The sequence below is a fragment of the Streptomyces sp. NBC_00385 genome (assembly GCF_035917155.1).
Taxonomy (GTDB): Bacteria; Actinomycetota; Actinomycetes; order Streptomycetales; family Streptomycetaceae; genus Streptomyces; species Streptomyces poriferorum.
Window position 1 is genome coordinate 7,228,899 of sequence record NZ_CP107951.1, and the last position, 21,652, is coordinate 7,250,550.

At 71.5% G+C, this 21,652-nt stretch carries 21 protein-coding genes; 10 read left to right on the top strand and 11 right to left on the bottom strand.

Annotated elements, in window-relative coordinates:
- The first annotated feature begins 341 nt into the window (after positions 1-341).
- Both OG959_RS32215 and OG959_RS32220 read left to right on the top strand, forming a co-directional pair.
- A complete protein-coding gene (locus OG959_RS32215) occupies positions 342-1,682 on the top strand; it encodes a transcriptional regulator (protein WP_326664165.1) in 1,341 nt (446 codons plus the stop codon).
- A 51-nt stretch (positions 1,683-1,733) separates the two neighbouring features.
- Positions 1,734-2,264, top strand: a complete 531-nt coding sequence (locus OG959_RS32220) for an NUDIX domain-containing protein (RefSeq protein ID WP_326664167.1) — start codon at positions 1,734-1,736, stop codon at positions 2,262-2,264.
- A gap of 103 nt (positions 2,265-2,367) precedes the next feature.
- Here OG959_RS32220 and OG959_RS32225 read toward each other — a convergent pair whose 3' ends face one another.
- From OG959_RS32225 to OG959_RS32235, 3 genes are all read right to left on the bottom strand, one after another.
- Complete coding sequence (locus OG959_RS32225) at positions 2,368-3,384, bottom strand: zinc-binding dehydrogenase (protein WP_326664169.1); 1,017 nt, start codon at positions 3,382-3,384, stop codon at positions 2,368-2,370.
- A 50-nt stretch (positions 3,385-3,434) separates the two neighbouring features.
- On the bottom strand, positions 3,435-3,800 hold the full coding sequence (locus OG959_RS32230) for a MerR family transcriptional regulator (RefSeq protein WP_326664171.1): 366 nt from the start codon (positions 3,798-3,800) through the stop codon (positions 3,435-3,437).
- Positions 3,801-3,969: 169 nt separating this feature from the next.
- Positions 3,970-4,830 (bottom strand): 3-hydroxybutyryl-CoA dehydrogenase, encoded by an 861-nt coding sequence (locus OG959_RS32235; protein WP_326664173.1) that lies wholly within the window; start codon positions 4,828-4,830, stop codon positions 3,970-3,972.
- Positions 4,831-5,017: 187 nt separating this feature from the next.
- Here OG959_RS32235 and OG959_RS32240 point away from each other — a divergent pair, with 187 nt between their 5' ends.
- Positions 5,018-6,295 (top strand): glycoside hydrolase family 10 protein, encoded by a 1,278-nt coding sequence (locus OG959_RS32240; protein ID WP_442805674.1) that lies wholly within the window; start codon positions 5,018-5,020, stop codon positions 6,293-6,295.
- 10 nt (positions 6,296-6,305) lie between these two features.
- On the opposite strand, the gene OG959_RS32245 is transcribed toward OG959_RS32240, so the two are convergent.
- Both OG959_RS32245 and OG959_RS32250 read right to left on the bottom strand, forming a co-directional pair.
- Positions 6,306-6,512 (bottom strand): DUF1918 domain-containing protein, encoded by a 207-nt coding sequence (locus OG959_RS32245; protein WP_326664175.1) that lies wholly within the window; start codon positions 6,510-6,512, stop codon positions 6,306-6,308.
- Positions 6,513-6,554: 42 nt separating this feature from the next.
- Complete coding sequence (locus OG959_RS32250; protein WP_326664177.1) at positions 6,555-7,526, bottom strand: DMT family transporter; 972 nt, start codon at positions 7,524-7,526, stop codon at positions 6,555-6,557.
- Between OG959_RS32250 and OG959_RS32255 the strand changes: the two genes are divergently transcribed.
- From OG959_RS32255 to OG959_RS32270, 4 genes are all read left to right on the top strand, one after another.
- On the top strand, positions 7,525-8,994 hold the full coding sequence (locus tag OG959_RS32255; protein WP_326664179.1) for an aminotransferase-like domain-containing protein: 1,470 nt from the start codon (positions 7,525-7,527) through the stop codon (positions 8,992-8,994). The genes OG959_RS32250 and OG959_RS32255 overlap by 2 nt on opposite strands.
- On the top strand, positions 8,991-9,422 hold the full coding sequence (locus tag OG959_RS32260; protein WP_326664181.1) for a GNAT family N-acetyltransferase: 432 nt from the start codon (positions 8,991-8,993) through the stop codon (positions 9,420-9,422). Before OG959_RS32255 ends, OG959_RS32260 begins: the two co-directional genes overlap by 4 nt.
- A gap of 61 nt (positions 9,423-9,483) precedes the next feature.
- A complete protein-coding gene (locus OG959_RS32265; protein ID WP_326664182.1) occupies positions 9,484-10,059 on the top strand; it encodes a histidine phosphatase family protein in 576 nt (191 codons plus the stop codon).
- A gap of 95 nt (positions 10,060-10,154) precedes the next feature.
- Complete coding sequence (locus OG959_RS32270; RefSeq protein ID WP_326664183.1) at positions 10,155-11,330, top strand: serine hydrolase domain-containing protein; 1,176 nt, start codon at positions 10,155-10,157, stop codon at positions 11,328-11,330.
- A gap of 24 nt (positions 11,331-11,354) precedes the next feature.
- Here OG959_RS32270 and OG959_RS32275 read toward each other — a convergent pair whose 3' ends face one another.
- The 5 genes from OG959_RS32275 to OG959_RS32295 all read right to left on the bottom strand — a co-directional run bounded on the left by OG959_RS32275 (position 11,355) and on the right by OG959_RS32295 (position 16,724).
- Positions 11,355-13,598: an MMPL family transporter gene (locus tag OG959_RS32275; RefSeq protein WP_326664184.1), complete on the bottom strand. Its 2,244-nt coding sequence runs from the start codon at positions 13,596-13,598 to the stop codon at positions 11,355-11,357.
- Positions 13,599-13,802: 204 nt separating this feature from the next.
- Complete coding sequence (locus OG959_RS32280) at positions 13,803-14,546, bottom strand: Clp protease N-terminal domain-containing protein (protein ID WP_326664186.1); 744 nt, start codon at positions 14,544-14,546, stop codon at positions 13,803-13,805.
- Between the two features lie 185 nt (positions 14,547-14,731).
- Complete coding sequence (locus OG959_RS32285) at positions 14,732-15,229, bottom strand: peptidylprolyl isomerase (protein ID WP_219567699.1); 498 nt, start codon at positions 15,227-15,229, stop codon at positions 14,732-14,734.
- 111 nt (positions 15,230-15,340) lie between these two features.
- Positions 15,341-15,853, bottom strand: a complete 513-nt coding sequence (locus tag OG959_RS32290; RefSeq protein ID WP_326664187.1) for a DinB family protein — start codon at positions 15,851-15,853, stop codon at positions 15,341-15,343.
- 64 nt (positions 15,854-15,917) lie between these two features.
- On the bottom strand, positions 15,918-16,724 hold the full coding sequence (locus OG959_RS32295) for a LysR family substrate-binding domain-containing protein (RefSeq protein ID WP_326664189.1): 807 nt from the start codon (positions 16,722-16,724) through the stop codon (positions 15,918-15,920).
- A 58-nt stretch (positions 16,725-16,782) separates the two neighbouring features.
- On the opposite strand from OG959_RS32295, the gene OG959_RS32300 reads away from it, so the two are divergent.
- The 3 genes from OG959_RS32300 to rox all read left to right on the top strand — a co-directional run bounded on the left by OG959_RS32300 (position 16,783) and on the right by rox (position 20,682).
- Positions 16,783-17,172, top strand: a complete 390-nt coding sequence (locus OG959_RS32300) for a DUF5997 family protein (RefSeq protein ID WP_326664191.1) — start codon at positions 16,783-16,785, stop codon at positions 17,170-17,172.
- Positions 17,173-17,436: 264 nt separating this feature from the next.
- Complete coding sequence (locus OG959_RS32305; RefSeq protein ID WP_326664193.1) at positions 17,437-19,107, top strand: TlrC/CarA/OleB/SrmB family ABC-F type ribosomal protection protein; 1,671 nt, start codon at positions 17,437-17,439, stop codon at positions 19,105-19,107.
- A gap of 117 nt (positions 19,108-19,224) precedes the next feature.
- Positions 19,225-20,682 carry a rifampin monooxygenase gene (gene rox, locus OG959_RS32310; RefSeq protein ID WP_326664194.1) on the top strand — a complete coding sequence of 486 codons (1,458 nt, stop codon included), beginning with the start codon at positions 19,225-19,227 and terminating at the stop codon, positions 20,680-20,682.
- Positions 20,683-20,764: 82 nt separating this feature from the next.
- On the opposite strand, the gene OG959_RS32315 is transcribed toward rox, so the two are convergent.
- Positions 20,765-21,505, bottom strand: coding sequence for an esterase/lipase family protein (locus OG959_RS32315; RefSeq protein WP_326664196.1), 741 nt, complete (start codon positions 21,503-21,505; stop codon positions 20,765-20,767).
- Between the last annotated feature and the right edge of the window lie 147 nt (positions 21,506-21,652).

Below are 21,652 nucleotides of genomic sequence, written 5' to 3' on the forward strand. Positions count from 1 at the left end.
GGCTCCGGCCCGGCCCGGGGGAACCCGGTTCCCGGCCGGCCCCGCAGCAACCCTCCGATCCGTGGGCAGTGGGTCGTGCGATCCGGCGCCGTCCGCTCTGCCACGGAGTGTCGGGCAGGTCGGCAGAGCGGACGGCGCGGGAGCGGGTCGTCGTGCTGTACGAGGGGGAGCAGACGACCCGGCCGCCTCTTGCGAGGGACTCATTCAAGCGATTCGCGGACCGGTGCGGCAGGGTGCGCAGCGGGACGGTTCGGGCATTCCGTTCACACCCCGTGTGAATCGTGCTCCACTGGGGCGACACGTCCTGGCGTGCCGAACCGTCGGAGGGGGCAATGGGGGCAATGGAGCCCAACACGATGCTGGAGGCTCTGATCGACGAGGCGGGTGTCTCCCGGGCCGGGCTCGCCGCGCATGTGAACCAGGCCGGCCGTGCCCGGGGGCTGTGCCTGCGGTACGAACACACCGCCGTCGCCCGCTGGCTGAAGGGCCAGCGGCCGCGCGGCCAGGTGCCCGACCTGATCTGTGAGGTGCTGGGGAACCGGCTGCGCAGGGCGCTCTCACTCGACGACATCGGCATGGCGGCCCTCGGCGGCCACCCGCCCGTGCGGAGCTCCTCGCTCACCGGATTCGTGGAGCGGGCGACCGCTCTGTGGCGTTCCGACGAACAGCAGCGCCCCCATGTCGTCACCGCCCCGGCCGTCACCGGGACCACGGCGGTGATGCCCGTCTGGGAGTGGGAGAACCCGCCGGAGGACACCGATGTCTCCCGTACCGGACCGCAACGCGTCGGCCCCGCCGACATAGCAACCCTGCGGGCCGCCCGTGCCCACTACGAACTGATGTACCGCAGGGCGGGTGGAATCGCGACGCGTGCGCGCATCGTCGGCTTCCTCAACGCGGAGACGGCCCCGCTGCTGCGCGGCGGCTACAGCGACGCTATGGGGCGTCAACTTCACCGCGCCACGGGCGGTCTGGTGGCCGTGGCCGGCATCTGCGCGTACGACTCCGACGCGCACGGGCTCGCCCAGCGCTACTTCCACCAGGCGCTGCGGCTGGCCAAGGCGAGCGGGGACCGGGGCCTCGGGGGCTATGTGATCGCCCTGCTGGTGAACCAGTCGCTGTTCCTCGCCGACTTCCGGCAGTCCGTCGCCTTCGCCGAAGCAGCGCTGCGGGCCGCCGGCCACGACATCACCCCCGCGCTCGCGGCCGACCTCCACGCGATGCAGGCCAAGGCGTACGCCCACCTCGGCGACGGGCCGAGCGCCCTGCGGTGCATCCGGCGTGCCGAGTCCGAGGCGGAACGGATCCGTCCCGGTCGGGAGCCGGACGAGACGGGATACGTCCAGCCCGGTCTCGTCAACGTCCAGGTGGCGGAGGCGCTGCTCCGGCTCGGGGACCTGCCGGCCGCCAGGGAGCACGCCGCGGCGGCGGTGCGGACCCCCGCGCACGACCGGGGCCGCGTGCACCGGCTGGCGATGCTGACCACGATCGAGCTGCGGCAGGGCGAGGCGGACCGGGCCGCGGTCACGGCGGCGGAGATGGCGGAGCGCGCCCGGGGGATGGAGTCGCAGCGGCTGCGTGACCGGCTGCGGACCGTGCGCGAACACCTGGTCGCGAGCGGCAGCGCGGAGGCGGCGCGGGCCGCGGATCTCGTCGACGGCGCTCTGCGCGTACCGCTGTGAGGCTCGGTCTGCTGCGATATGGCCACCTACTAGTCAGAAGGTGGCAGAACTGTGCAGTGGACGAACCTGAACGAACAAACTGTGTACGAGAACCGCTGGTTCCGGGTCAATCTGGCGGATGTCGCGCTGCCGGACGGCCATCACCTCGACCACTTCGTGATCCGGCTCCGTGCCGTCGCGGCGGCCACCGTGGTCAACGAGGCGAACGAGGTCCTGCTGCTGTGGCGGCACCGGTTCATCACGGACAGCTGGGGCTGGGAGATCGCCGCGGGAGTGGTCGAGGACGGTGAGCAGCCGGCGGCCGCGGCCGCCCGGGAGATGGAGGAGGAGACCGGCTGGCGTCCCGGCCCGTTGCAGCCGCTGCTGACCGTCGAGCCGTCGAACGGCCTCACCGACGCCCGGCACCACTTCTACTGGGGCGAGGAGGCCGAATGGACCGGTGACCCGGTCGACGGCTTCGAGTCCTCGCGCCGTGAGTGGATACCACTGAAGCTGGTGCCCGACATGATCGCCCGCGGGGAGGTCCCGGCCGCCGGGATGGCCGCCGGGCTGATGATGCTGCACCACTTACGGCTGGGCTGAAGCCGTCCCGCTCAGGTGCGAGGGGCCGCGGGCCCCTCGCACCTGCGGATGAGCGGATCAAGCCCAGGCAGCGGTTGACCGACACGCGGGCACGGGACAGCCCTCAGCGCCAGGGATCGAGCGCGTGCTTGCCGCGGGTCTGGCCGGCCTCGAGTTGCAGGAGCACTGACGCCCCCTCGGCCAGAGGGTGAATCCGAGGGGTGCCGGGCGGGTACACACCATGAGCGATAAGGGCCTCGATCTCGACGAGCAGCGACTGGTAGAGGGACGGTGCTGTCTCGGCCAGCGCACCGATGTGCAGACCCTTGAGCTGGACTTGGTGGGTGAAGACCAGGTCGTGCGTGGTCACCGTGGCGTCGCCGGAAGCAGCACCGAACACGACAACGCGTCCGGTGAAGGGTTTGACGACCGACAAACTGACCTCGAAGGTCGCCCGGCCCACCGATTCCAGAACCAGGTCGACCCCGCCGGTCAGGCGAGTGATCTCTTCTGCCAGATCGGGGCGTGCGCTGTCCAGGACCTCGTCGGCGCCGAGCGCTTTGACGGTGTCGTGCTTGGCCGGTGACGCCGTGGCGATCACGCGTGCACCGTAGTGTCGGGCCAGGCGGACGGCGGCCTGTCCCACGCCTCCGGCCGCGGCGTGAACGAGTACCGCCTCACCCGTCTTGATCTCGCCCAACGGCTTCAGCGCCGCCAAGGCGGTGGCCCAATTCAGCACCAGGCCGAGGGCTTCGGCGTCGCTCCACCCGGAAGGTACGGGGAGTGCGCCGGCGGCCGGCATCGCCATGTACTGCGCGAAGGCACCCGGTCCGGCTCCGATGACGTGGGTGCCGAGGGGAAGAGGGCTCTCGACCTCCGGGCCGACGCCCACGATCTCGCCCGCGGCTTCGAAGCCCGCCACATACGGCGCCTGAGGACCTCCTTCGTACGTGCCATGGGTCTGCATGACGTCGGCGAAGTTGACCCCGGCGGCGCCCACCCGGATCAGGTACTCGCCGGCTCCGGGGGTGATACGGCGTGGATCGGTGGTGAGGGTCAGGTATGTGGGTCCGTGGTGCGACTGCTGGACCAGCGCCCGTGTCGTCCGACCGGTGCTGTGCTGCTGCTCGTTGATCTCCATGCACGAAACGTAGGAGTCTCACACTTACGTCAGGGTCAACTGGCGGTCAGTCATGGACCAGTGCGCCGCGCCTCCCGTAGGTAGGCGTCGAGTGCCGCTCGCTGATCGCTGAGAATGGCGATACGCGCAGCGAGACGATCGCGATGGCTCTGAACCTCGTGCAAGAACTCCGCGTGCACCACATCCGTGCAGCCGTCGGACCCGTCATCGAGGCTGGGCAGAGCTTCCCTGATCAACCGCACGGGCAGCCCGGACTCCAGCAGCGAGCGGACGACAAGCACCTGATCGATAGTGGACTGGCAGTAGTCGCGGAATCCATTGCTGAAACGACCCGGGACGATCAAGCCCTCGTCCTCGTAGTGCCTCAACGATCGCGCGCTCACGCCGCTGACTCTGGAAGCTTCACCGATCTTCATACCGAGATCTTCCAGCACTCATTGCGACGAACGGAAGACGCGATCAGGTGTCAACGACTCCATAGCCCGCCGGCCCCGGATCGCCAGGGCCGTCCGGCCATCGTCCTTCAACCGCGTGACGTGCCCCGGCGGGCCCGGCTGCGTGAGCGCCGGGCCCGCCGGCGGGCGGTCAGCCGTACGGGTAGAAGCCCGAGCCGGTCTTGCGGCCGAGACGGCCCGCGTCCACCATCCGCTGGAGCAGCGGGGGAGCGGCGTACAGCGGCTCCTTGTACTCGGCGTACATCGAGTCCGCGACCGAGGCCACCGTGTCGAGACCGATCAGGTCGGCGAGCTTGAGCGGGCCCATCGGGTGGGCGCAGCCCATCTCCATGCCGTTGTCGATGTCCTCGCGGCTGGCGATACCCGACTCGAACATCCGGATCGCGGAGAGCAGGTACGGAATCAGCAGCGCGTTGACGACGAAGCCGGAACGGTCCTGGGCGCGGATCGGGTGCTTGCCCAGTATGTCCTGCACCATCGCCTCGGCACGCTTGACCGTCTCGTCCGAGGTGGTCAGCGCGGGGATCAGCTCGACGAGCTTCTGCACCGGGGCCGGGTTGAAGAAGTGGATGCCGATGACCTGGTCCGGCCGGGAGGTCGCGACGGCCAGCTTCACCAGCGGGATCGAGGAGGTGTTGGAGGCCAGGATCGCGTCCTGCCGGGTCACCACCTGGTCCAGCACCTGGAAGATCTCGGTCTTGACCTGCTCGTTCTCCACGACGGCCTCGATGACGAGGTCGCGGTCGGCGAACTCGCCGAGGTCGGTGGTGAAGCTGAGGCGGTCGAGGGTCTCGTCGCGCTCCGCCTCGGTGATCTTGCCGCGCTCGGCGGCCTTCGAGAGGGAGTTGTGGAGCCGGGTGCGGCCGATCTCCAGCGCCTCGCCGGTGGTCTCGGCCACCTTGACGTCGAGGCCGCTGCGGGCGCACACCTCCGCGATGCCTGCGCCCATCTGGCCACAGCCCACCACTCCGACGCGTGCAATGTCGGCCATAGAGTCCGTCACCTCGTGCCTTTCGCTGTTCTCCGTTCGGCGGCTTCCGTCTGATTCCGGGCTCCACCACGACCCCACGACGTTACTCCGCGTCCTACCGGGGATCGCCGCCCGGGGCGGTCATGCTCGGTAGGACACCCTGAATTCCGGGGCTGCGGACACGTACGGAAACGGCAGGTACGGCGAAATGCGGCAAATGGACCGACGGAAGTTCGTGACGGGTGCGGCCGGGACGGTCGCGGGGGTGATGGCCCCGGTCGCGGTGGCCGGTGACGCCGCCGCGGCCCCGCGGGGCGGTGGCGTTCCGGGCAGGCCCGGCGGGTCCCGTGATGTGGTCCGGCGCGAGCTGCGGGGCATGTGGATGGCGACGGTCGAGAACATCGACTGGCCGTCGAAGCCGGGTCTGCCGGCCGCGGAGCAGCGGGCCGGGCTGATCGCGTACCTCGACGAGGCCGTCGCCCGGCGCCTGAACGCGGTCATCCTCCAGGTCCGTCCCAGCGCCGACGCGCTGTGGCCCTCGCCGTACGAACCGTGGGCGCAGTGCCTCACCGGCGTTCAGGGCAAGGACCCCGGCTGGGACCCGCTGGGCACGGCCGTCCAGGAGGCCCACAGCCGTGGCCTGGAGCTCCACGCCTGGTTCAATCCGTACCGGGTCGCCAACCACACCGACCCCTCCCGCCTGTCGGCCGCCCACCCGGCGCGGCTGCACCCCGAGTGGGTCCTGCCGTACGGCGGGAAGCTCTACTACAACCCGGGGCTGCCCGAGGTCCGGGCGTTCGTCCAGGACGCGATGCTCGACGCGGTCCGCCGCTACGACATCGACGCCGTCCACTGGGACGACTACTTCTATCCGTACCCGGTGGCGGGCCAGACCTTCGCCGACGGTGCCGCGTACGCGAAGTACGGAGCGGGCTTCCCCGACCGGGACGCCTGGCGGCGTTCCAACACCGACAAGCTGGTACGGGAGATGTCCGAGCGGATCAAGGCGCTCAAGCCGGGCGTTCGCTTCGGCATCAGCCCCTTCGGCGTGTGGCGCAACGCCTCGACCGACCCGCTCGGCTCGCGGACCGAAGCCGGTGTGCAGACGTACGACGATCTGTACGCCGACACCCGAGGCTGGGTCAAGAAGGGCTGGATCGACCATGTCTGCCCGCAGCTGTACTGGAACATCGGCTTCGCACCCGCCGACTACGCGGCGCTGGTGCCCTGGTGGGACGACGTGGTCCGGGGCACGGGCGTCGACCTCTTCATCGGAGAGGCCCTCTACAAGTCCGGCGACCCCGCCCAGCCCGCCGCCTGGCAGGACCCGGCGGAACTGTCCCGGCACATCGACTTCGCCGCCGGACACGACCAGGTCCGCGGCCACGTCTACTTCTCGGGGAAGAGCGTGGTCACGGACCGGATCGGTGCGATGGGCCGGGTGGTGGCCGACCACTACCGGTCGCGGGCGCGCCCGCCCCGCTGACCGGCGGCTGTCACCGGGTTCCCGGGTCCCGGCCGGCGGTGTGCTGGACGACGCTGTCGGGGCCGGGGGCGATCAGGTGTTCGTGTCCGTCCTCGAAGCGGACGCGGTACGGGGGAGTGCCCCCGTCCCCGAGCACTTCGACGATCTCGGCGACCCGGTCGTGCTGTCCCACGGTCCTGCCGTGCGTCAGCAGCCGGTCGCCCGTGTGTGCCTCCATCGGGAGTGACCTCCTCACGGGTGGCGTTCCATGTCGACAAGTCTATGACCGGCCGGCTCCGGCGCGCTGGGTGACGGCGATGCAGAGGAGGACGGCGACCGCCGCCACCGGGGCCGCCGGAGCGACCTCCTCGCCGAGCAGCAGGAAGGACCAGACGAGCGTCAGCAGGGGCTGGGCGAGCTGAAGCTGGCTGGCCCGGGCGACACCGATCTCGGCCATGCCGCGGTACCAGACGTACAGGCCGAAGAAGGTCGAGGCCACGGACACCCAGACCAGTCCGATCACCCCGTGCGCGGTCCACCGCACCGGTTCGGACGGCAACGCGAGGGCCGCGCCCGCCGCCGCGAGCGGCACGGTGAGGAGCAGCGCCCAGCCGGTCACCTGCCAGCCCGGCATCACCTTCGCCAGCCTGCCGCCCTCGGTGTACCCCGCCGCGCAGACCAGCAGCGCGCAGAACAGGTAGGCGTCCCCGGCCGACAGACCGCCGCCGCCCTGCGTCACGGTGAAGGCGATCACCACCGCGGCCCCGGCGAGGGCCGCCGCCCAGAAGGCGCGGGGAGGCCGCGATCCGGTGCGGAGCGAGGAGAACACCGCGGTGGTCAGCGGCAGGAGGCCGACCACCACGGCCGCGTGCGACGTCGTCGACGTCCGCAGAGCCAGCGTGGTCAGCAGCGGGAACCCCACCACCACTCCGCCCGCCACCACCACGAGTCCGGCCCAGTGCCGCCGCTCGGGTACCCGCACCCGGGCCGCGAGCAGCACGGCGCCGGCGATCGAGGCAGCCAGCAGGGTGCGCAGGGCCACCAGCGACCAGGGGCCGAAGCTCTCCAGGCCCCAGGCGGTGGAGGGAAAGGTCAGCGAGAAGGAGACCACTCCGAGCAGGGCGAGCAGCGTGCCGTTCCGGCCTGCCGGAACAGGACCGGGGGAGCCGGGGGCGGCGAGGGGCGAGAACCCGTTCGCCGACGGGCCGGCCGCTATCGGGGGGCCTGGAGTAGCGCTATCCTGTGCTGTCATGCAAGAGCGTAGCAGCGTCACCGAGTTGACCGCAGTGCTGCGGAGCGAGCTCAACCGCTACTCGCCAGGTGAGAAGCTGCCGTCGAGTCGCGCTCTCGTCGAACGGTTCAGGGCCAGCCCCGTCACCGTCTCACGGGCCGTCGCACAGCTCGCCGCCGAAGGGCTCGTCGTCACCCGCCCCGGATCCGGCGCGTTCCGGGCGCATCCCCGAACCGGGGCACGGCCGCCCGCCGACACCTCCTGGCAGGAGGTCTCGCTCAACGGCGACGGCGGCCCCGACGTGGTGCCCCGCACGGTCGACGCCTCCGGTCTGCTGGTCACCCTGACGCCTCCGCCCACGGGCGTCGTCGAGTTCAACGGCGGCTATCTGCACAGCTCGCTCCAGCCCGAGCGGGCGATGGCGGCGGCCCTCGCCCGGGCGGGGCGCCGCCCCGGCGCGTGGAGCCGCCCGCCCACCGACGGGCTCACCGAACTGCGGGCCTGGTTCGCCCGGGAGATCGGGCCCACGTTCACCGCGGCCGATGTGCTCATCACCGCGGGCGGCCAGAGCGCCCTGGCCACCGCGCTGCGGGCGCTCGCCCAGCCCGGCGCGCCCGTGCTCGTCGAATCGCCCACGTATCCCGGCATGCTGGCGGCCGCACGGGCCGCCGGCCTGCGGCCCGTACCCGTGCCCATGGACGCCGACGGTGTGCGGCCCGAACTGCTCGCCGCGGCCTTCGCGGCCACCGGCGCCCGCGTCCTGGTGTGCCAGCCCCTCTTCCACAACCCGACGGGCACGGTCCTCGCCGAAGCCCGGCGCGGCGAGGTCGTCCGGATCGCCAGGGAGGCGGGGGCGTTCGTCGTCGAGGACGACTTCGCCCGCCATCTCGTCCACGACGACGCGGGACCGCTCCCCGCGGCCCTGGCGGCCGACGATCCCGATGGTGCCGTCGTCCACGTCTGTTCGCTGACCAAGGCCACCTCGCCCAGCTTCCGGGTGGGTGCCCTCGCCGCCAGGGGGCCGGTCCTGGAAAGACTGCGGGCCATCCAGGTCGTGGACAGCCTCTTCGTACCCAGGCCGCTCCAGGAGGCCGCCCTGGAGCTCGTAGGCTCTCCCGCCTGGGGCCGCCATCTGCGCTCCGTCTCGGCGGAGCTGCGTATCCGGCGCACCGCCATGGTCGCCGAGCTGCGTCGCGAGCTGCCCGGCCTCGCGCTGCCCCACATTCCCGCCGGCGGCGGATACCTCTGGGTGCGGCTGCCCGAGGCGGGTGCCGGTGCGGACGAGTCCGCCATGGTCGCGGCGGCTCTGCGGGCCGGCGTCGCCATCGCGCCGGGCCGGCCCTACTTCTGCGCCGAATCCCCCTCGCCCCAGGTCCGGTTGAGCTTCGTCGCGGTCGCGGGCCTCGCCGAGATCACCGAAGGGGTGCGACGCCTGTGCGCTGCCTGGGAAGGCGTGCTCGACGCCTCGCCGGTTAGTCTCCGGCCATGACCGAAACGCCTCAGGAACGTTACGAGATCTCGTCCGACCCCGCCCGCCTGGACGCCGCCCGGATCCACAACTGGCTCTCCAACGACACCTACTGGGCCAAGGGGCGCACCCGGGAGCACCAGGACCGGGCCATCGCCGGGTCGCTCAACTTCGGCGCCTACGACCTCGCCTCCGGCGAACAGGCCGGATACGCCCGCGTGGTGACGGATCTGGCGACCTTCGCCTGGCTCTGCGACGTGTACGTCGACCCCGCGGTCCGCGGGCACGGCCTGGGCGGACGGCTCGTCGCGGCGGCGCGCGACCACCTCGTCCCGACCGGTGTGCGCAGGTTCCTGCTCGCCACGGCCGATGCGCACGGTGTGTACGAGAAGGCCGGTTTCCAGCCGCTCGACAACCCGGACCAGTGGATGGTCAAGCGCTTCCGCTGAACCGGAACCGCCTGCGGCGGCGCTCTTGACCCGCGCGGCGATCGGCTCCACGATCACGCCCATGAGTGTTCGAGTCTCGCTCGTCGCCGCGGCGCGCAGTTCCTCCCTGCTCGGCGAGCGTTTCGACGACGACCGGCCGCTCGACGAGGCCGGCTGGCACGAGGTGCAGTTCGCCGCCCCCGCCCTGGTGCCCCTTGGCGCGGCCGAACTGCGCTACTGCTCGCCGACCGCCCGCAGCCGTGCCACGGGGGAGGCGCTCGGCTTCGCGCCGCTGGTCCAGCCCGCCCTGCGCGACTGCGACATGGGCCGCTGGCGGGGCTGCACGCTCTCCGACGTCACCGCGCGCGAACCGGCCGCCGTGGACGTCTGGCTGGCGGACCCGCGCTCGGCGCCGCACGGCGGCGAACCCCTGCTCGCGTTCATCTCCCGGATCGGCAACTGGCTGGACACCCGCCCCGCCTGCGACGGCTCCATCGTCGCCGTCGCCGAACCGGCCGTCGTCCGGGCCGCCCTCGTCTACGCGCTGAAGGCCCCGCCGTCGACGTACTGGAACGTCGACGTCCGCCCGCTCTCCACCGTCACCCTCACGGGTCTGCCGCGCCGCTGGAGCTTCCGCCTGGAGACCGGGGCCCGCTGACCGGAGCCGCCCGAAAGAGAGAGTTCGGTGCCTGCCACGTCTTCCCGCCGGTCCGACCAGTCGGTATGTTGACGGGGATCCGACTCCGACCAGGCATGTCCCAGGCGAGGGAGGCCATCGTGCCGCAGATCCACGGCCACTGCGACGAACGTTTCGCCGCGGTGCGCAGCGCGTTCGAGGCGAATTTCCGCGAGCGTGACGAACTGGGCGCGGCGGTCACCGTCCTGGTCGACGGGCAGCCCGTCGCCGACCTCTGGGGAGGCTGGGCGGACGGCGCCCGCACCCGCCCCTGGGAACAGGACACCCTGGTCAACGTCTGGTCCACCACCAAGGGACCGGTCGCACTCTGCGCGCACATCCTCGCCGACCGCGGCCTGCTCGACCTCGACGCCCCGGTCGCCGCGTACTGGCCGGAATTCGCCGCAGCGGGCAAGGAGGACGTACGCGTACGTCATCTGCTCTCCCACCGCGCCGGCCTCGCGGGCCTGCGCGCACCGCACACCCTGGCGGAGCTCTACGACTGGGAGCTGACGACCGCCCGGCTCGCCGCGACCGAGCCGTGGTGGGAGCCCGGCACCCGGTCCGGCTACCACGCCCTGACGTACGGCTTCCTGGTCGGCGAGGTGATCCGGCGGGTCAGCGGACTGTTGCCGGGGGAGTTCCTCCGGCAGGAGGTGACCGGCCCGCTCGGCATCGACTTCACCGTCGGACTGCCGGAGAAGGAGGCGGCGCGCGTCGCCGAACTCGTCGTCCCCAAGGCGGACCGGGCCCGGCAGGCAGCGCTCTTCGCGCAGATGGAGCCGGTCGCCGTCGCCTCGCTGCTCAATCCGCCCACGGGAGCGGCCGCCGCCAACACCCCCGAGTGGCGGGAGGCCGAGATCCCCGCCGCCAACGGCCACGGCACGGCCCGCGCGGTCGCGTCGCTGTACGGGATCCTCGCGGGGCGCGGCAGCTCCGGCGGGCTGCGGATCCTGTCCGAGGAGGCGGCCGAACGCGTCCGCGAGGGCCAGGGCAGCTGCCGCGACCTGGTGCTGGGCGCCGGGTTCGTCCACGAGACGGAGATCGCGCTCGGCCTGTGGCTGAGCGGACCCGACGCCAGTTACGGGCCCAATCCCCGGGCCTTCGGCCACGACGGCGCGGGCGGCTCCTGCGGCCTCGCCGACCCGGAGAACGGGATCGCCCTCGGCTATGTGATGAACCGGATGGGCCCCCACATCGCGAACGACCCGCGCAAGACGGCGCTGGTCGAGGCGGTGTACGCGTCGCTGTGACCGGCCCGTACCGCCACGGCCGTATTACGGGGCGGGGAGCGGCGGGACCGACTCGCCCTCGGTGTCGATGCGGGGGAGCACCCGGTCCAGCCACCGGGGCATCCACCAGGCGCTGCGGCCCAGCAGCGTCATCACCGCGGGGACCAGCAACAGCCGCACGATCGTGGCGTCGACGAGCACGCTGACCGCCAGGCCGAGGCCCAGCATCTTGACCACGATGTTGTCGCTGATGACGAAGGCCGCGAAGACGCTGACCATGATGAGCGCGGCGCAGGTGATCACCCGCGCGGTGATCTCCAGCCCGTGTGCCACCGCGCCCTTGCTGTCCCGGGTCCGCAGCCAGGCCTCGTGCACCCGCGAGATCAGGAACACCTCGTAGTCCATGCTCAGGCCGAAGACGATGGCGAACATCATCATCGGCACGTAGCTCTCGATGGGCACGGTTCCGGAGACCCCCAGGGACGGCCCGCCCCAGCCCCACTGGAAGACCGCCACCACCACTCCGTACGAGGCGGCGATGGACAGGAGGTTGAGAACGGCGGCCTTGACGGCGACGAGGACGCCCCGGAACACGATCAGGATGATGATGAAGGCGAGCCCGACGACGACGGCGATGATCAGGGGGAGCCTGCGGGCGATGATGTCCAGGAAGTCCTCCTGGGCGGCGGTCGTGCCGGTCACATAGGCGGAGGCGGCGGTGCCCGACACGCCCTGCGGCAGGACGTCGTCCTTGAGGTGGTTGAAGAGCGTGGTCGTGCCGGCGTCCTGCGGGGCCTGTTTGGACAGGGCGGTGCCGACGAGCAGGGCCCCGTCGTCCGTCGGCTGCAGCGGGCTGACGCTGGCCGCGCCGGGTACATCGGTCAGCGCCTTCTGGAGGCTGCTCGCCAGCGCCGAGCGGTCGGCGCTCGGCACCGACCGCTGATCGACGACCAGGGTGAACGGGCCGTTCGCCCCGGGCCCGAAACCCGTGGAGATCAGGTCGAACGCGCGCCGGTCGGTGAAGCTCGTCGGATCGGCCCCGTCGTCGATGTGCCCCAGCCGGATGGAGAACAGCGGGATCGCGAGGACCCCCACCACGACCAGCCCGGCGAGCAGGAACCACCAGGGCCGCCGCTCCACCCGCTGGGCGTAGCGGTGCCAGCCGCCCACCGCCTCGGTGCCGGGCCCGGCACCTCCCTCGGCGACCGGAGGCCGTACCCGGTAGCGGTCGATCCGCCGGCCGATGAGGCCGAGCAGGGCCGGGACCAGGGTGATGGCGCCGATGACCGCGGTGATCACGGTCACCGCGGCCGCGGCCCCCAGCTTGCCGATGAAGCTCACCCGGGAGACGTACAGACCGGCCAGCGCGACGATGACGGTGCAGCCGGAGACCAGGACGGCCCGTCCGCTGGTGGCCACCGCGCTGCCGGCGGCCCGGACAGGATCGGCGCCGTCCATGACGAGCTGGCGGTGCCGGGTGATCAGGAAGAGCGCGTAGTCGATGCCGACGCCGAGCCCGATCATGGTGGCGAGCGTGGGCGAGACACTGGCGAAGGTGGTGGCCGCGGCCACCAGCGACAGACAGCTCAGCCCGACGATCACGCTGATCAGCGCCGTGAGGAGCGGGACACCGGCCGCGATGATGCTGCCGAAGCCGATGAGCAGTACCACCACCGCGACGGCGAATCCGACGGCCTCGCTGGTGAGGTCCGTGGTCTCGGGCCGGGCGAGCTCTCCCAGCGGTCCGCCGTACTCGACCTCCACACCGGCGGCGCGCAGCGGCTTCACCGCCGTGTCGACCCGGTCGAGATAGGCGTCGTCCAGCGAGGTCGGGTTCACGTCGAACCGCACGGTGATGTACCCGGTCATGCCGTCCTTGGACAGCGAGGTGGACGTCGACGAGGAGGACGTGGGCAACGGGTTCTGGGCGGAGAGGACGTGCGGCAGCTTCTGGAGGTTGCCCACCACCTGGTCGACCTGGCTCTGCACGTCGGTCAGCGGCTTCTGCGCATCGTGCAGGACCACCTGCGCCCCGGTGCCCCCCGCTGCCGGATCGTGGGCCTTCAGGAGCTCGGCGCCGGTGTTGGACTGGGTGCCCGGCAGGCTGAAGTCGTCGGAGTACGTCCCTCCGAAGGCGCTCTGCAGGACGTGCAGCCCGCCCAGGGCGACCACCCACAGCACGATCACGACGACGAAGTGGCGCGCGCACCATTCGCCCAGCCGCAGCAGCCACCCCCTTCCGGGACGGGCCGGTGGTGCGTACGTGCTGCTGCCGCTGGGCGGGACCATGGGCTCTCCCGGAGAAGGGGACCTGCCGTTGCGGAGGGTGTTGCACACCCCGGGGTCCACTTCGCGAAGGTAGAGGCCGGTGCGGCCCCCTCGGCCCGCGACACGTCCCGCGGAGTGCCCGTTCCGCCGCACGGCCGGTAGCCGCCGCGGGAGCTGTTCGCGGCCTCGCCGTGAACGGCCCCGCCGCGAACAGGCCCGGTCCGGTCAGTTCCGCTGCTGTGCGTCGACGACGAGGGTGAGCGCCTCGGTGATGGCCGCCTCCGCGGTGGCCTTGTCGATCCCCAGGCCGGTCAGCAGCCCCGCGCCGTCCTCGTGCTCCAGCAGGGCCAGCAGGATGTGCTCCGTACCGATGTAGTTGTGCCCCATGCGCAGAGCCTCCCGGAAGGTGAGCTCCAGGGCCTTGCGCGCATCGGCGTTGTACGGGATGAGCTCGGGCACCTCGCCCTCCGCGGCTGCCGGGAGCGCCTGCTCGGCGGCCTGGCGCACCGTGTCCAGGGCGATGCCCTGTGCCTTGATGAACGCCCCCGCGAGCGCCTCCGGCTCGCTGAGCAGCCCCAGCACGATGTGCTCGGTGCCGATCTCGGCGTTGCCCGCGGCGTGCGCCTCGTTCTGTGCGGCCATCACCACGTTCTTCGCGCGCACCGTGAAGCGGCTGAAGCCCTGACTGGGGTCGAGCTCGGACAGTTCGCCGGGGTCCTTGGCCACGAACCGCTTCTGGGCGGCCTGCCGGGTCACGCCCATGCTCTTGCCGATCTCCGACCAGGAGGCACCGGACCGCCGGGCCTGGTCCACGAAGTGGCCGATCAGGTGGTCGGCTACGTCACCGAGGTGGTCCGCCGCGATGACGGCGTCCTGGAGCTGGTCGAGGGCGTCGGGGTGGACCTTCTTGATGGCTGCGATGAGGTCGTCCAGACGGACGGGCTGCGTCATGCCTACGGGATTCGTCATGTGTCAACGGTAGGTTGACAGTGGGCGAGTGTCAACCTGCAGTTGACACTCGTGCTCGGTGCGTGGACGCGCGTGCGACGAGGACCCCGGGGCGTTCCGGAACCGCCCCCGTAACGACGCGACGCGCCGGCCGACGAGGTTCGTCGGCCGGCGCGTCGCGCTGACTGTGGTGCGAGCGGGTCGGGTCAGAGCGTCCCGGAGTCGGCGATGGTGACCTTCGCCTTGGTGCGGCCGCTCTGCGAACCGAGACCCTCGATCTTCGTGACCAGGTCCATGCTCTGCTGGTCGGCGACCTCGCCGAAGACCACGTGCTTGCCGTCCAGCCAGGAGGTCACGATGGTCGTGATGAAGAACTGCGAGCCGTTGGAGTTCGGGCCGCTGTTCGCCATCGAGAGGAGGCCGGGCTTGGTGTGCGCCAGCTTGAAGTTCTCGTCGTCGAACTTCGCGCCGTAGATGCTCTTGCCGCCGGTGCCGTCACCACGGGTGAAGTCGCCGCCCTGCAGCATGAACTCGGGGATGACGCGGTGGAAGGAGGAACCCTTGTAGCCGTAGCCCTGCTCGCCGGTGGCCAGCTGGCGGAAGTTCTCCGCGGTCTTGGGGACCACGTCGTCGTACAGGTTGAAGACGATCCGCCCGGCGGGCTCGTCGTTGATGGTGATGTCGAAGTAAACCTTGCTCGTCATGGAACCATCCTGACATCTGCCCGCCCGGACCCGACGGGCGGGCGCGTCCAAAGACCGCTCACGGGTGACCGGCCAGGGCATGTGGTGGACGCCCCGCCGCGTTCCGGACGGTCACACCCCCGTACTGCCGTCGATCCGCTCCCGCAACAGGTCGGCGTGGCCGCTGTGGCGGGCGTACTCACCGATCATGTGCGTGTAGATCCACCGCAGATTCACCTCACCGCCCATGAACGGGGCCGTGTCCTCCAGTGACCGCGCGGCGCAGTTGGCCCGGGACACGGCGATCTCCTCCTGCCAGCGCGCGCAGGCTCCCGCGAAGGTCTCGTCCCCGGAGAGCTCGAACCCTCCGTCGTGGCCCTCGGTTCTGGCCGGTGCCCCATGAGCGGGCGGGACGTCCTCGCCGGTCAGCACCCGGCGGAACCAGTTCCGCTCGACCTCCGTGAGGTGCTGGACGAGTCCCATCAAGGTCAGCGTCGACGGTGCCACGGAGGTCTCACGCACCTGCTCGTCGGCGAGACCGTCGCATTTCACCGCCACGGTGGCCCGGTAGAAGTCGAGCCAGGAGGCCAGGTTGGTGCGTTCGTCGGCGTTCAGGGGTGGCATCGGGCGTTCGGTGTGCGTCATGATCACCGATGCTGCCAGGAGGGTCTGACATCGAGCTGCCGCGACGTGACGCCGCGGCTGCGGCCTAAGGCCGCCGTCGGGGCTTGCCGCGCTTCGCGCCGGCGGCCCCCTTGGCGCCGCGGGCGCCCTTCGCTCCCTTGGCCCCGCCCGAACCGCCGCGGGCGTTCTTCCCCGCCGACGAACCCGCCGCGGGCTTGCGCCCGGCGCCGCTCCCCTCGGTGCGCTTCGCCTTGGTCTTCGGCTGTTCGGCGGGCGCCGTAGCGCGGCCCCGGGAGCTGTTCACGGTCCGTCCGCGGACGATCCCGATGAAGTCCTCCACCAGGTCGGTGGTCCTGTCCTCGGGCCAGGACAGGGCGATCCGCGACTCCGGGGCGTCCGACAGCGGACGGTAGGTGAGGTCCTTGCGATGGTGCAGCCGGGCGAGCGACTGCGGAACGGCGAGGACGCCCACCCCGGCGGCCACCAGCTCGACGGCATCGGCCGTCGTGGCCGGGCGCTCGATCGCGGGCTTGCCGGGGAGCTCCTCCCAGCCGAGGGTGTCGTCGAGCGGATGCAGCACGATGTCGTCGGCCAGCTCCGCCGACGAGACCTCGTCGACCGCCGCCGCCACGTGGTCCTTGGGGATCACGACGACGGTCTGCTCGGTGTACAGCGGGATCGCGCTGAGGTCCGCCCCGTCGACCGGCAGCCGTACGAAGCCCGCGTCGGCCTCGCCGGCGCGCAGCAGGGCCGGCGCGTCGGCGGCGGGTACCGCGACGAGCGTCAGGGGGATGTCCGGCAGGCGCTCGTTCCAGATCCGCACCCACTTGGTGGGTGTCACCCCGGGGACGTACGCGAGCCGGAATGAAGGGGATGCTTCCGAGCCTGTCACCCCGCCAGGTTACCGGTCGTGGTCAGAGGCGGCGCACACGCTCGATACTCTTGACCTCATGACGTCGCACCAGACCACCCAGACCATGAAGCCCGCAACCGCGGCGAAGAAACTGGGTGTGTACCTCGAGGCCACCCCCACCGAGTTCCAGGAGGGTGTCGTCTCGCGCGCCGAGCTGGCGGCCCTCCAGGCCGATCCGCCCGAGTGGCTGCAGGAACTGCGGCGCAACGGCCCGCACCCGCGGCCGGTGGTCGCGTCCAAGCTGGGCGTCTCCATCTCCGGCCTCGCCCGCGGGGGAGTCTCCGACGCGCTCACCACGGAGCAGATCGACGCGCTGAAGCAGGACAACCCCGAGTGGCTGCAGAAGGAGCGCGCCACGCAGGCGGAGGTCCGGAAGGAAACCGTACGCATCAAGGAGCGGAACGCGGAGCGCAAGGACGCGTCCTAGCGTTCGCCTCCCACCCCGAAGTCCGCCGTGGGCGGTCTCCGTTCTCCCGCAGCCCGGGACGGAGGCCGCCCACGCGTCGTTTCCGCGCAGGGGCAGGCGGTCCGGAAAACCGGATGACGGCCCACCGGACCCCGCGTACCTTGGTCCGTATGGGAACACTGTGATCGCCCCGCCCACGACCGCGTAGAGCTCCGCTCCGCCGTCGTGGTGCCGATTCGTCCATGAATCCGTTCTGTCGGCACGGCCGGGAACAGGGGCTTTCGCATGCACCCAGCACACTCCGCACAACTCTCTCTGCACGGCGTCACCAAGCGTTACGGCGAGCGCACCGTGCTGCACCACATCTCCTTCAGCCTCGCTCCGGGGGAGAAGGCCGGCGTCGTCGGCGACAACGGGGCCGGAAAGTCCACCCTGCTCCGTCTCCTCGCCGGCGAGGAGACGCCCGACGCGGGCGAGGTGTCCGTCGTCTCGCCCGGCGGTACGGGGTATCTCGCCCAGGCCATCGGGCTGGCCCCGCACGCCACCGTCCAGGACGCCGTGGACGTGGCACTGGGCGAACTGCGCACGCTCGAAGCGGAGCTGCGCCGGGCCGAGTCCGCGCTGGCCGGAGCTGCGGCCGGACCGGAACTCGACGCGGCCCTCGCCGCGTACGCACGCCTGACCGAGCAGTACGAAGCCCGCGACGGCTACGGCGCCGACACCCGGGTGGACACCGCGATGCACGGGCTCGGTCTGCCGTGGCTGTCCAGGGACCGGCCGCTGGGGACGCTCTCCGGTGGCGAGCGTTCACGGCTGGCCCTGGCCGCGACGCTCGCGTCCCGCCCGGAACTGCTGCTGCTGGACGAGCCGACCAACGATCTCGACGACCGGGCGGTCGGCTGGCTGGAGGACCATCTGCGGGCCCACCGCGGAACGGTCGTCGCGGTCACCCACGACCGCGTCTTCCTGGAGCGGATCACCGGCACGGTCCTGGAGGTCGAAGGCGGCCGGGTCTCCCGGCACGGCAACGGCTACGCCGGATACCTCACGGCCAAGGCCACCGAACGCCGGCGGCGACAGGAGCGGTACGACGAGTGGCGGGCCGAACTCGACCGCAGCCGCAGGCTCACCGAGTCCAACGTCGCCCGTCTGGACGCCATCCCGCGCAAGATGCCGAAGGCCATCTTCGGATCCGGGGCGTTCCGCGCACGGGGGCGCGCCCACGGCGCGATGAGCCGTATCCGTAACGCGAAGGAGCGCGTCGAGCGGCTCACCGCGAACCCGGTGACACCGCCGCCGGACCCGCTGTCGTTCACGGCCCGCATCGCCACCGCGGCCGGCCCCGGCGAGGCACCCGCCGCGGTCCTGGAGGACGTGGTCGTCGAGGACCGGCTGACGGTGCCGGAGCTGCGCATCGGTCCGGCCGAGCGCGTGCTGGTCACCGGCCCCAACGGCGCGGGCAAGAGCACCCTGTTGCGGGTCCTGGCCGGGGAACTCCGGGCGGACGCGGGCGCGGTGGGCGTCGCCGGGCGGGTGGGGCACCTGCGGCAGGAGGAGACGCCGTGGCCGCCGGGCCTGAGCGTGCTGGCGGCCTTCGCCCACGGCCGCCCCGGCGACCGGGACGAGCACGCCGACCGGCTGCTGTCGCTGGGCCTGTTCGAGCCGGACGCCCTGCGGCTGCGCGTCGGGGACCTCTCGTACGGCCAGCGGCGGCGCATCGAACTCGCCCGGCTGGTCAGCGAACCGGTGGACCTGCTCCTGCTGGACGAGCCGACCAACCACCTCTCGCCCGCGCTCGTCGAAGAACTGGAGGCGGCGCTGACCGGTTACGCGGGGGCGCTGGTGCTGGTCACCCACGACCGCCGGATGCGGGCGCGGTTCAGCGGCACCCGGCTGGAGTTGAAGGAGGGCACAGTCACCGGCGGGCTCGGAAAAAACAAAAGGCAGGGAGTGTGATGCCTCCCTGCCGGTTTCAAGATATAGCGCACCGGGGGCCTTGCGGCAAGGCCCCCGGTGCGCCGCAGAATGACCGGCCACGGCCGGAGTCTGCTGATCTCTTGAACGGGTGTTTCGATGATTGATGTGATCGTGGTCGGCGGCGGACCGACCGGATTGATGCTGGCCGCCGAGCTGCGGCTGCACGACGTGCACGTCGTCGTACTGGAGAAGCTGACCGGACCGACGGGGGAGTCCCGAGGGCAGGGTCTGCACGCGCGCAGCGTCGAGGTGATGGACCAGCGCGGCCTGCTGGAGCGGTTCCTGGCGGTGAGCGAGAAGTTCCAGGTCGGCGGCCTCTTCGGCGGAATCGCCACGGCGTGGCCGGACGGGCTGGACACGGCCCACCCCTACGGCCTCGCCACCCCGCAGCCGGTCACCGAGCGGCTTCTCGAGGAGCGGGCGGCCGAACTCGGTACGGAGATCCGGCGCGGCTGCGAAGTGGTCGCGTTGAGCCGGTCCGAAGAGGGGGACGAAGCCGGTGTGACCGTCGGACTGGCGGACGGCACACGGCTGCGCTCGCGCTACCTCGTCGGCTGCGACGGCGGCCGCAGCACGGTGCGCAAGCTGGCCGGGATCGGTTTCCCCGGTGAGGCTGCCACGGTCGAGACGCTGCTGGGCGAGATGGAGGTGACCGAGGACCCCGAGAAGATCGCCGCCGTCGTCGCGGACGTCCGCAGGACCCAGCTGCGGTTCGGCGTCGGCCCGGAGAAGGACGGGGTGTGCCGCGTCGTCGTGCCCGCCGACGGGGTCTCCGAGGACCGTACGTCCCCGCCGACGCTGGCGGACTTCCAGCAGCGGCTCCGGGCGGTCGCGGGCACCGACTTCGGAGTGCACTCGCCGCGCTGGATGTCCCGGTTCGGCGACGCCACCCGACAGGCCGAGCACTACCGCGCCGGCCGGGTGCTGCTGGCCGGAGACGCGGCGCACATCCATCCGCCGACCGGCGGGCAGGGGCTCAACCTCGGTGTCCAGGACGCGTTCAACCTCGGCTGGAAGCTGGCCGCCGAGGTCCACGGCCGGGCACCGGCGGGCCTGCTGGACAGCTATCACTCCGAACGGCACCCGGTGGGCGCCGCCGTGCTGGACCACACCCGTGCGCAGATCACGCTCCTGGGGACCGACCCGGGTGCGACCGCGCTGCGGGCGCTGTACACGAAGCTGATGGGCTTCGAGGAGGTGAACCGGTACATGACGGGCATGATCACCGCGCTCGACATCCGTTACGACGTCGGCGAGGGCCACGCGCTGCTCGGCCGCCGGATGCCGGACGTGGAGCTGAAGGACGGACGACGCCTCTACTCGCTGATGCACCGAGGGCGTGGGCTGCTCGTCGACCGGACGGGCCGGCTCTCGGTGGCGGGCTGGGCGGACCGGGTCGACCACATCGCCGACGCCGGCGATGAGGGCGCCGGCGACGGCCTCGGCGCGCCCGCGGTCCTGCTGCGTCCGGACGGCCATGTGGTGTGGGCCGGTGACGACCAGCAGGAGCTGCTCGGCCGGCTGCCCCGGTGGTTCGGCGCCGCCGCCCGCTGAGCCCGGGGCCGGTGCACGGCCGGTGTCCCGCCCCCGGCGCCCGGCGGGGGCGGGAGCGGGACACGTAGGTCCGTGCAGTGGGTCAGGAGGCGACGAAGCGCGCGATCTGGCCCAGCACGACCGTGTCCGTCAGGTACCCGATGTGGGTCTGGCAGAGCACGTTGTTGTTCGTCGCGCCACTCAGCCGGGTGCTGGTGTACGGGAGGATGACGCCGTCGCACGCGGAGTACCAGCTGGCGTACTTGGTGTCGCCCGGGGTCTCGTCGCCCGCGCTGATCTGGGAGATGAAGGAGGATCCCGGGTACATCTGCTGGCAGGTCGTGTAGATCAGGCAGGCACTGGCGAACGTCGTTCCGTGGTTCGCGCCCGCGATGGACGCGAGGTGGCTGACGCTGCTGTGGCCGCCCAGGACCTTCAGGTAGTACTGGCTGACCAGGCCGCCCATCGAGTGGTTGACGATCGCGACCTTGCTCGCACCGGTCTGCGACTTCACGTTGTTGACGAAGGTCGCCAGGCCCTGGGCGTTGGTGATGTTGTTGCCGTACGAGTTGTACTCGTAGGCGAAGAGCTTGGAGCTCGACCAGCCGTTGAGCTGGAAGACGCTTCTGGCGGTGACCCAGTTGGAGGCGTTGCCGGTGTACCCGTGGACGAAGACGACCGGGGTGCTGGTCGACAGCGGCTGAACGGCTGCTTGCGCGGACTGCGGCGCCGAGGTGGCCCGGGGCTCGGCCGCGCCGGCCGCCGACGTCGAGCCGAACAGGGTGAACGCGACCGTGACGGCCGCGAGGACGCCGAGAAGCCGGCGGGGTGAACGACGACGCATGGGAGCACTCCTGACAGGGGTATGGGGGTGTGGGGATGCGGATGCCTGCTTGGATCAGGGTCGGGGCGCGGGGCTCGGGCGGCATCGGTGATTTCACCGGTGTTCGTGAGCGGCCGGGTCCGCACACCGGGGCGGGGCCGTCACCCG

What these genes read in the sequence shown, in the direction of transcription:
- OG959_RS32215 (WP_326664165.1), top strand. Translation starts at nt 342, where the DNA reads ATGGAGCCCAACACGATGCTGGAGGCTCTGATCGACGAGGCGGGTGTC.
- OG959_RS32225 (WP_326664169.1), bottom strand. Translation starts at nt 3,384, where the DNA reads ATGGAGATCAACGAGCAGCAGCACAGCACCGGTCGGACGACACGGGCG.
- OG959_RS32230 (WP_326664171.1), bottom strand. Translation starts at nt 3,800, where the DNA reads ATGAAGATCGGTGAAGCTTCCAGAGTCAGCGGCGTGAGCGCGCGATCG.
- OG959_RS32235 (WP_326664173.1), bottom strand. Translation starts at nt 4,830, where the DNA reads ATGGCCGACATTGCACGCGTCGGAGTGGTGGGCTGTGGCCAGATGGGC.
- OG959_RS32240 (WP_442805674.1), top strand. Translation starts at nt 5,018, where the DNA reads ATGCGGCAAATGGACCGACGGAAGTTCGTGACGGGTGCGGCCGGGACG.
- OG959_RS32245 (WP_326664175.1), bottom strand. Translation starts at nt 6,512, where the DNA reads ATGGAGGCACACACGGGCGACCGGCTGCTGACGCACGGCAGGACCGTG.
- OG959_RS32255 (WP_326664179.1), top strand. Translation starts at nt 7,525, where the DNA reads ATGCAAGAGCGTAGCAGCGTCACCGAGTTGACCGCAGTGCTGCGGAGC.
- OG959_RS32250 (WP_326664177.1), bottom strand. Translation starts at nt 7,526, where the DNA reads ATGACAGCACAGGATAGCGCTACTCCAGGCCCCCCGATAGCGGCCGGC.
- OG959_RS32260 (WP_326664181.1), top strand. Translation starts at nt 8,991, where the DNA reads ATGACCGAAACGCCTCAGGAACGTTACGAGATCTCGTCCGACCCCGCC.
- OG959_RS32265 (WP_326664182.1), top strand. Translation starts at nt 9,484, where the DNA reads ATGAGTGTTCGAGTCTCGCTCGTCGCCGCGGCGCGCAGTTCCTCCCTG.
- OG959_RS32270 (WP_326664183.1), top strand. Translation starts at nt 10,155, where the DNA reads ATGTCCCAGGCGAGGGAGGCCATCGTGCCGCAGATCCACGGCCACTGC.
- OG959_RS32275 (WP_326664184.1), bottom strand. Translation starts at nt 13,598, where the DNA reads ATGGTCCCGCCCAGCGGCAGCAGCACGTACGCACCACCGGCCCGTCCC.
- OG959_RS32280 (WP_326664186.1), bottom strand. Translation starts at nt 14,546, where the DNA reads ATGACGAATCCCGTAGGCATGACGCAGCCCGTCCGTCTGGACGACCTC.
- OG959_RS32285 (WP_219567699.1), bottom strand. Translation starts at nt 15,229, where the DNA reads ATGACGAGCAAGGTTTACTTCGACATCACCATCAACGACGAGCCCGCC.
- OG959_RS32290 (WP_326664187.1), bottom strand. Translation starts at nt 15,853, where the DNA reads ATGACGCACACCGAACGCCCGATGCCACCCCTGAACGCCGACGAACGC.
- OG959_RS32300 (WP_326664191.1), top strand. Translation starts at nt 16,783, where the DNA reads ATGACGTCGCACCAGACCACCCAGACCATGAAGCCCGCAACCGCGGCG.
- OG959_RS32305 (WP_326664193.1), top strand. Translation starts at nt 17,437, where the DNA reads ATGCACCCAGCACACTCCGCACAACTCTCTCTGCACGGCGTCACCAAG.
- rox (WP_326664194.1), top strand. Translation starts at nt 19,225, where the DNA reads ATGATTGATGTGATCGTGGTCGGCGGCGGACCGACCGGATTGATGCTG.
- OG959_RS32315 (WP_326664196.1), bottom strand. Translation starts at nt 21,505, where the DNA reads ATGCGTCGTCGTTCACCCCGCCGGCTTCTCGGCGTCCTCGCGGCCGTC.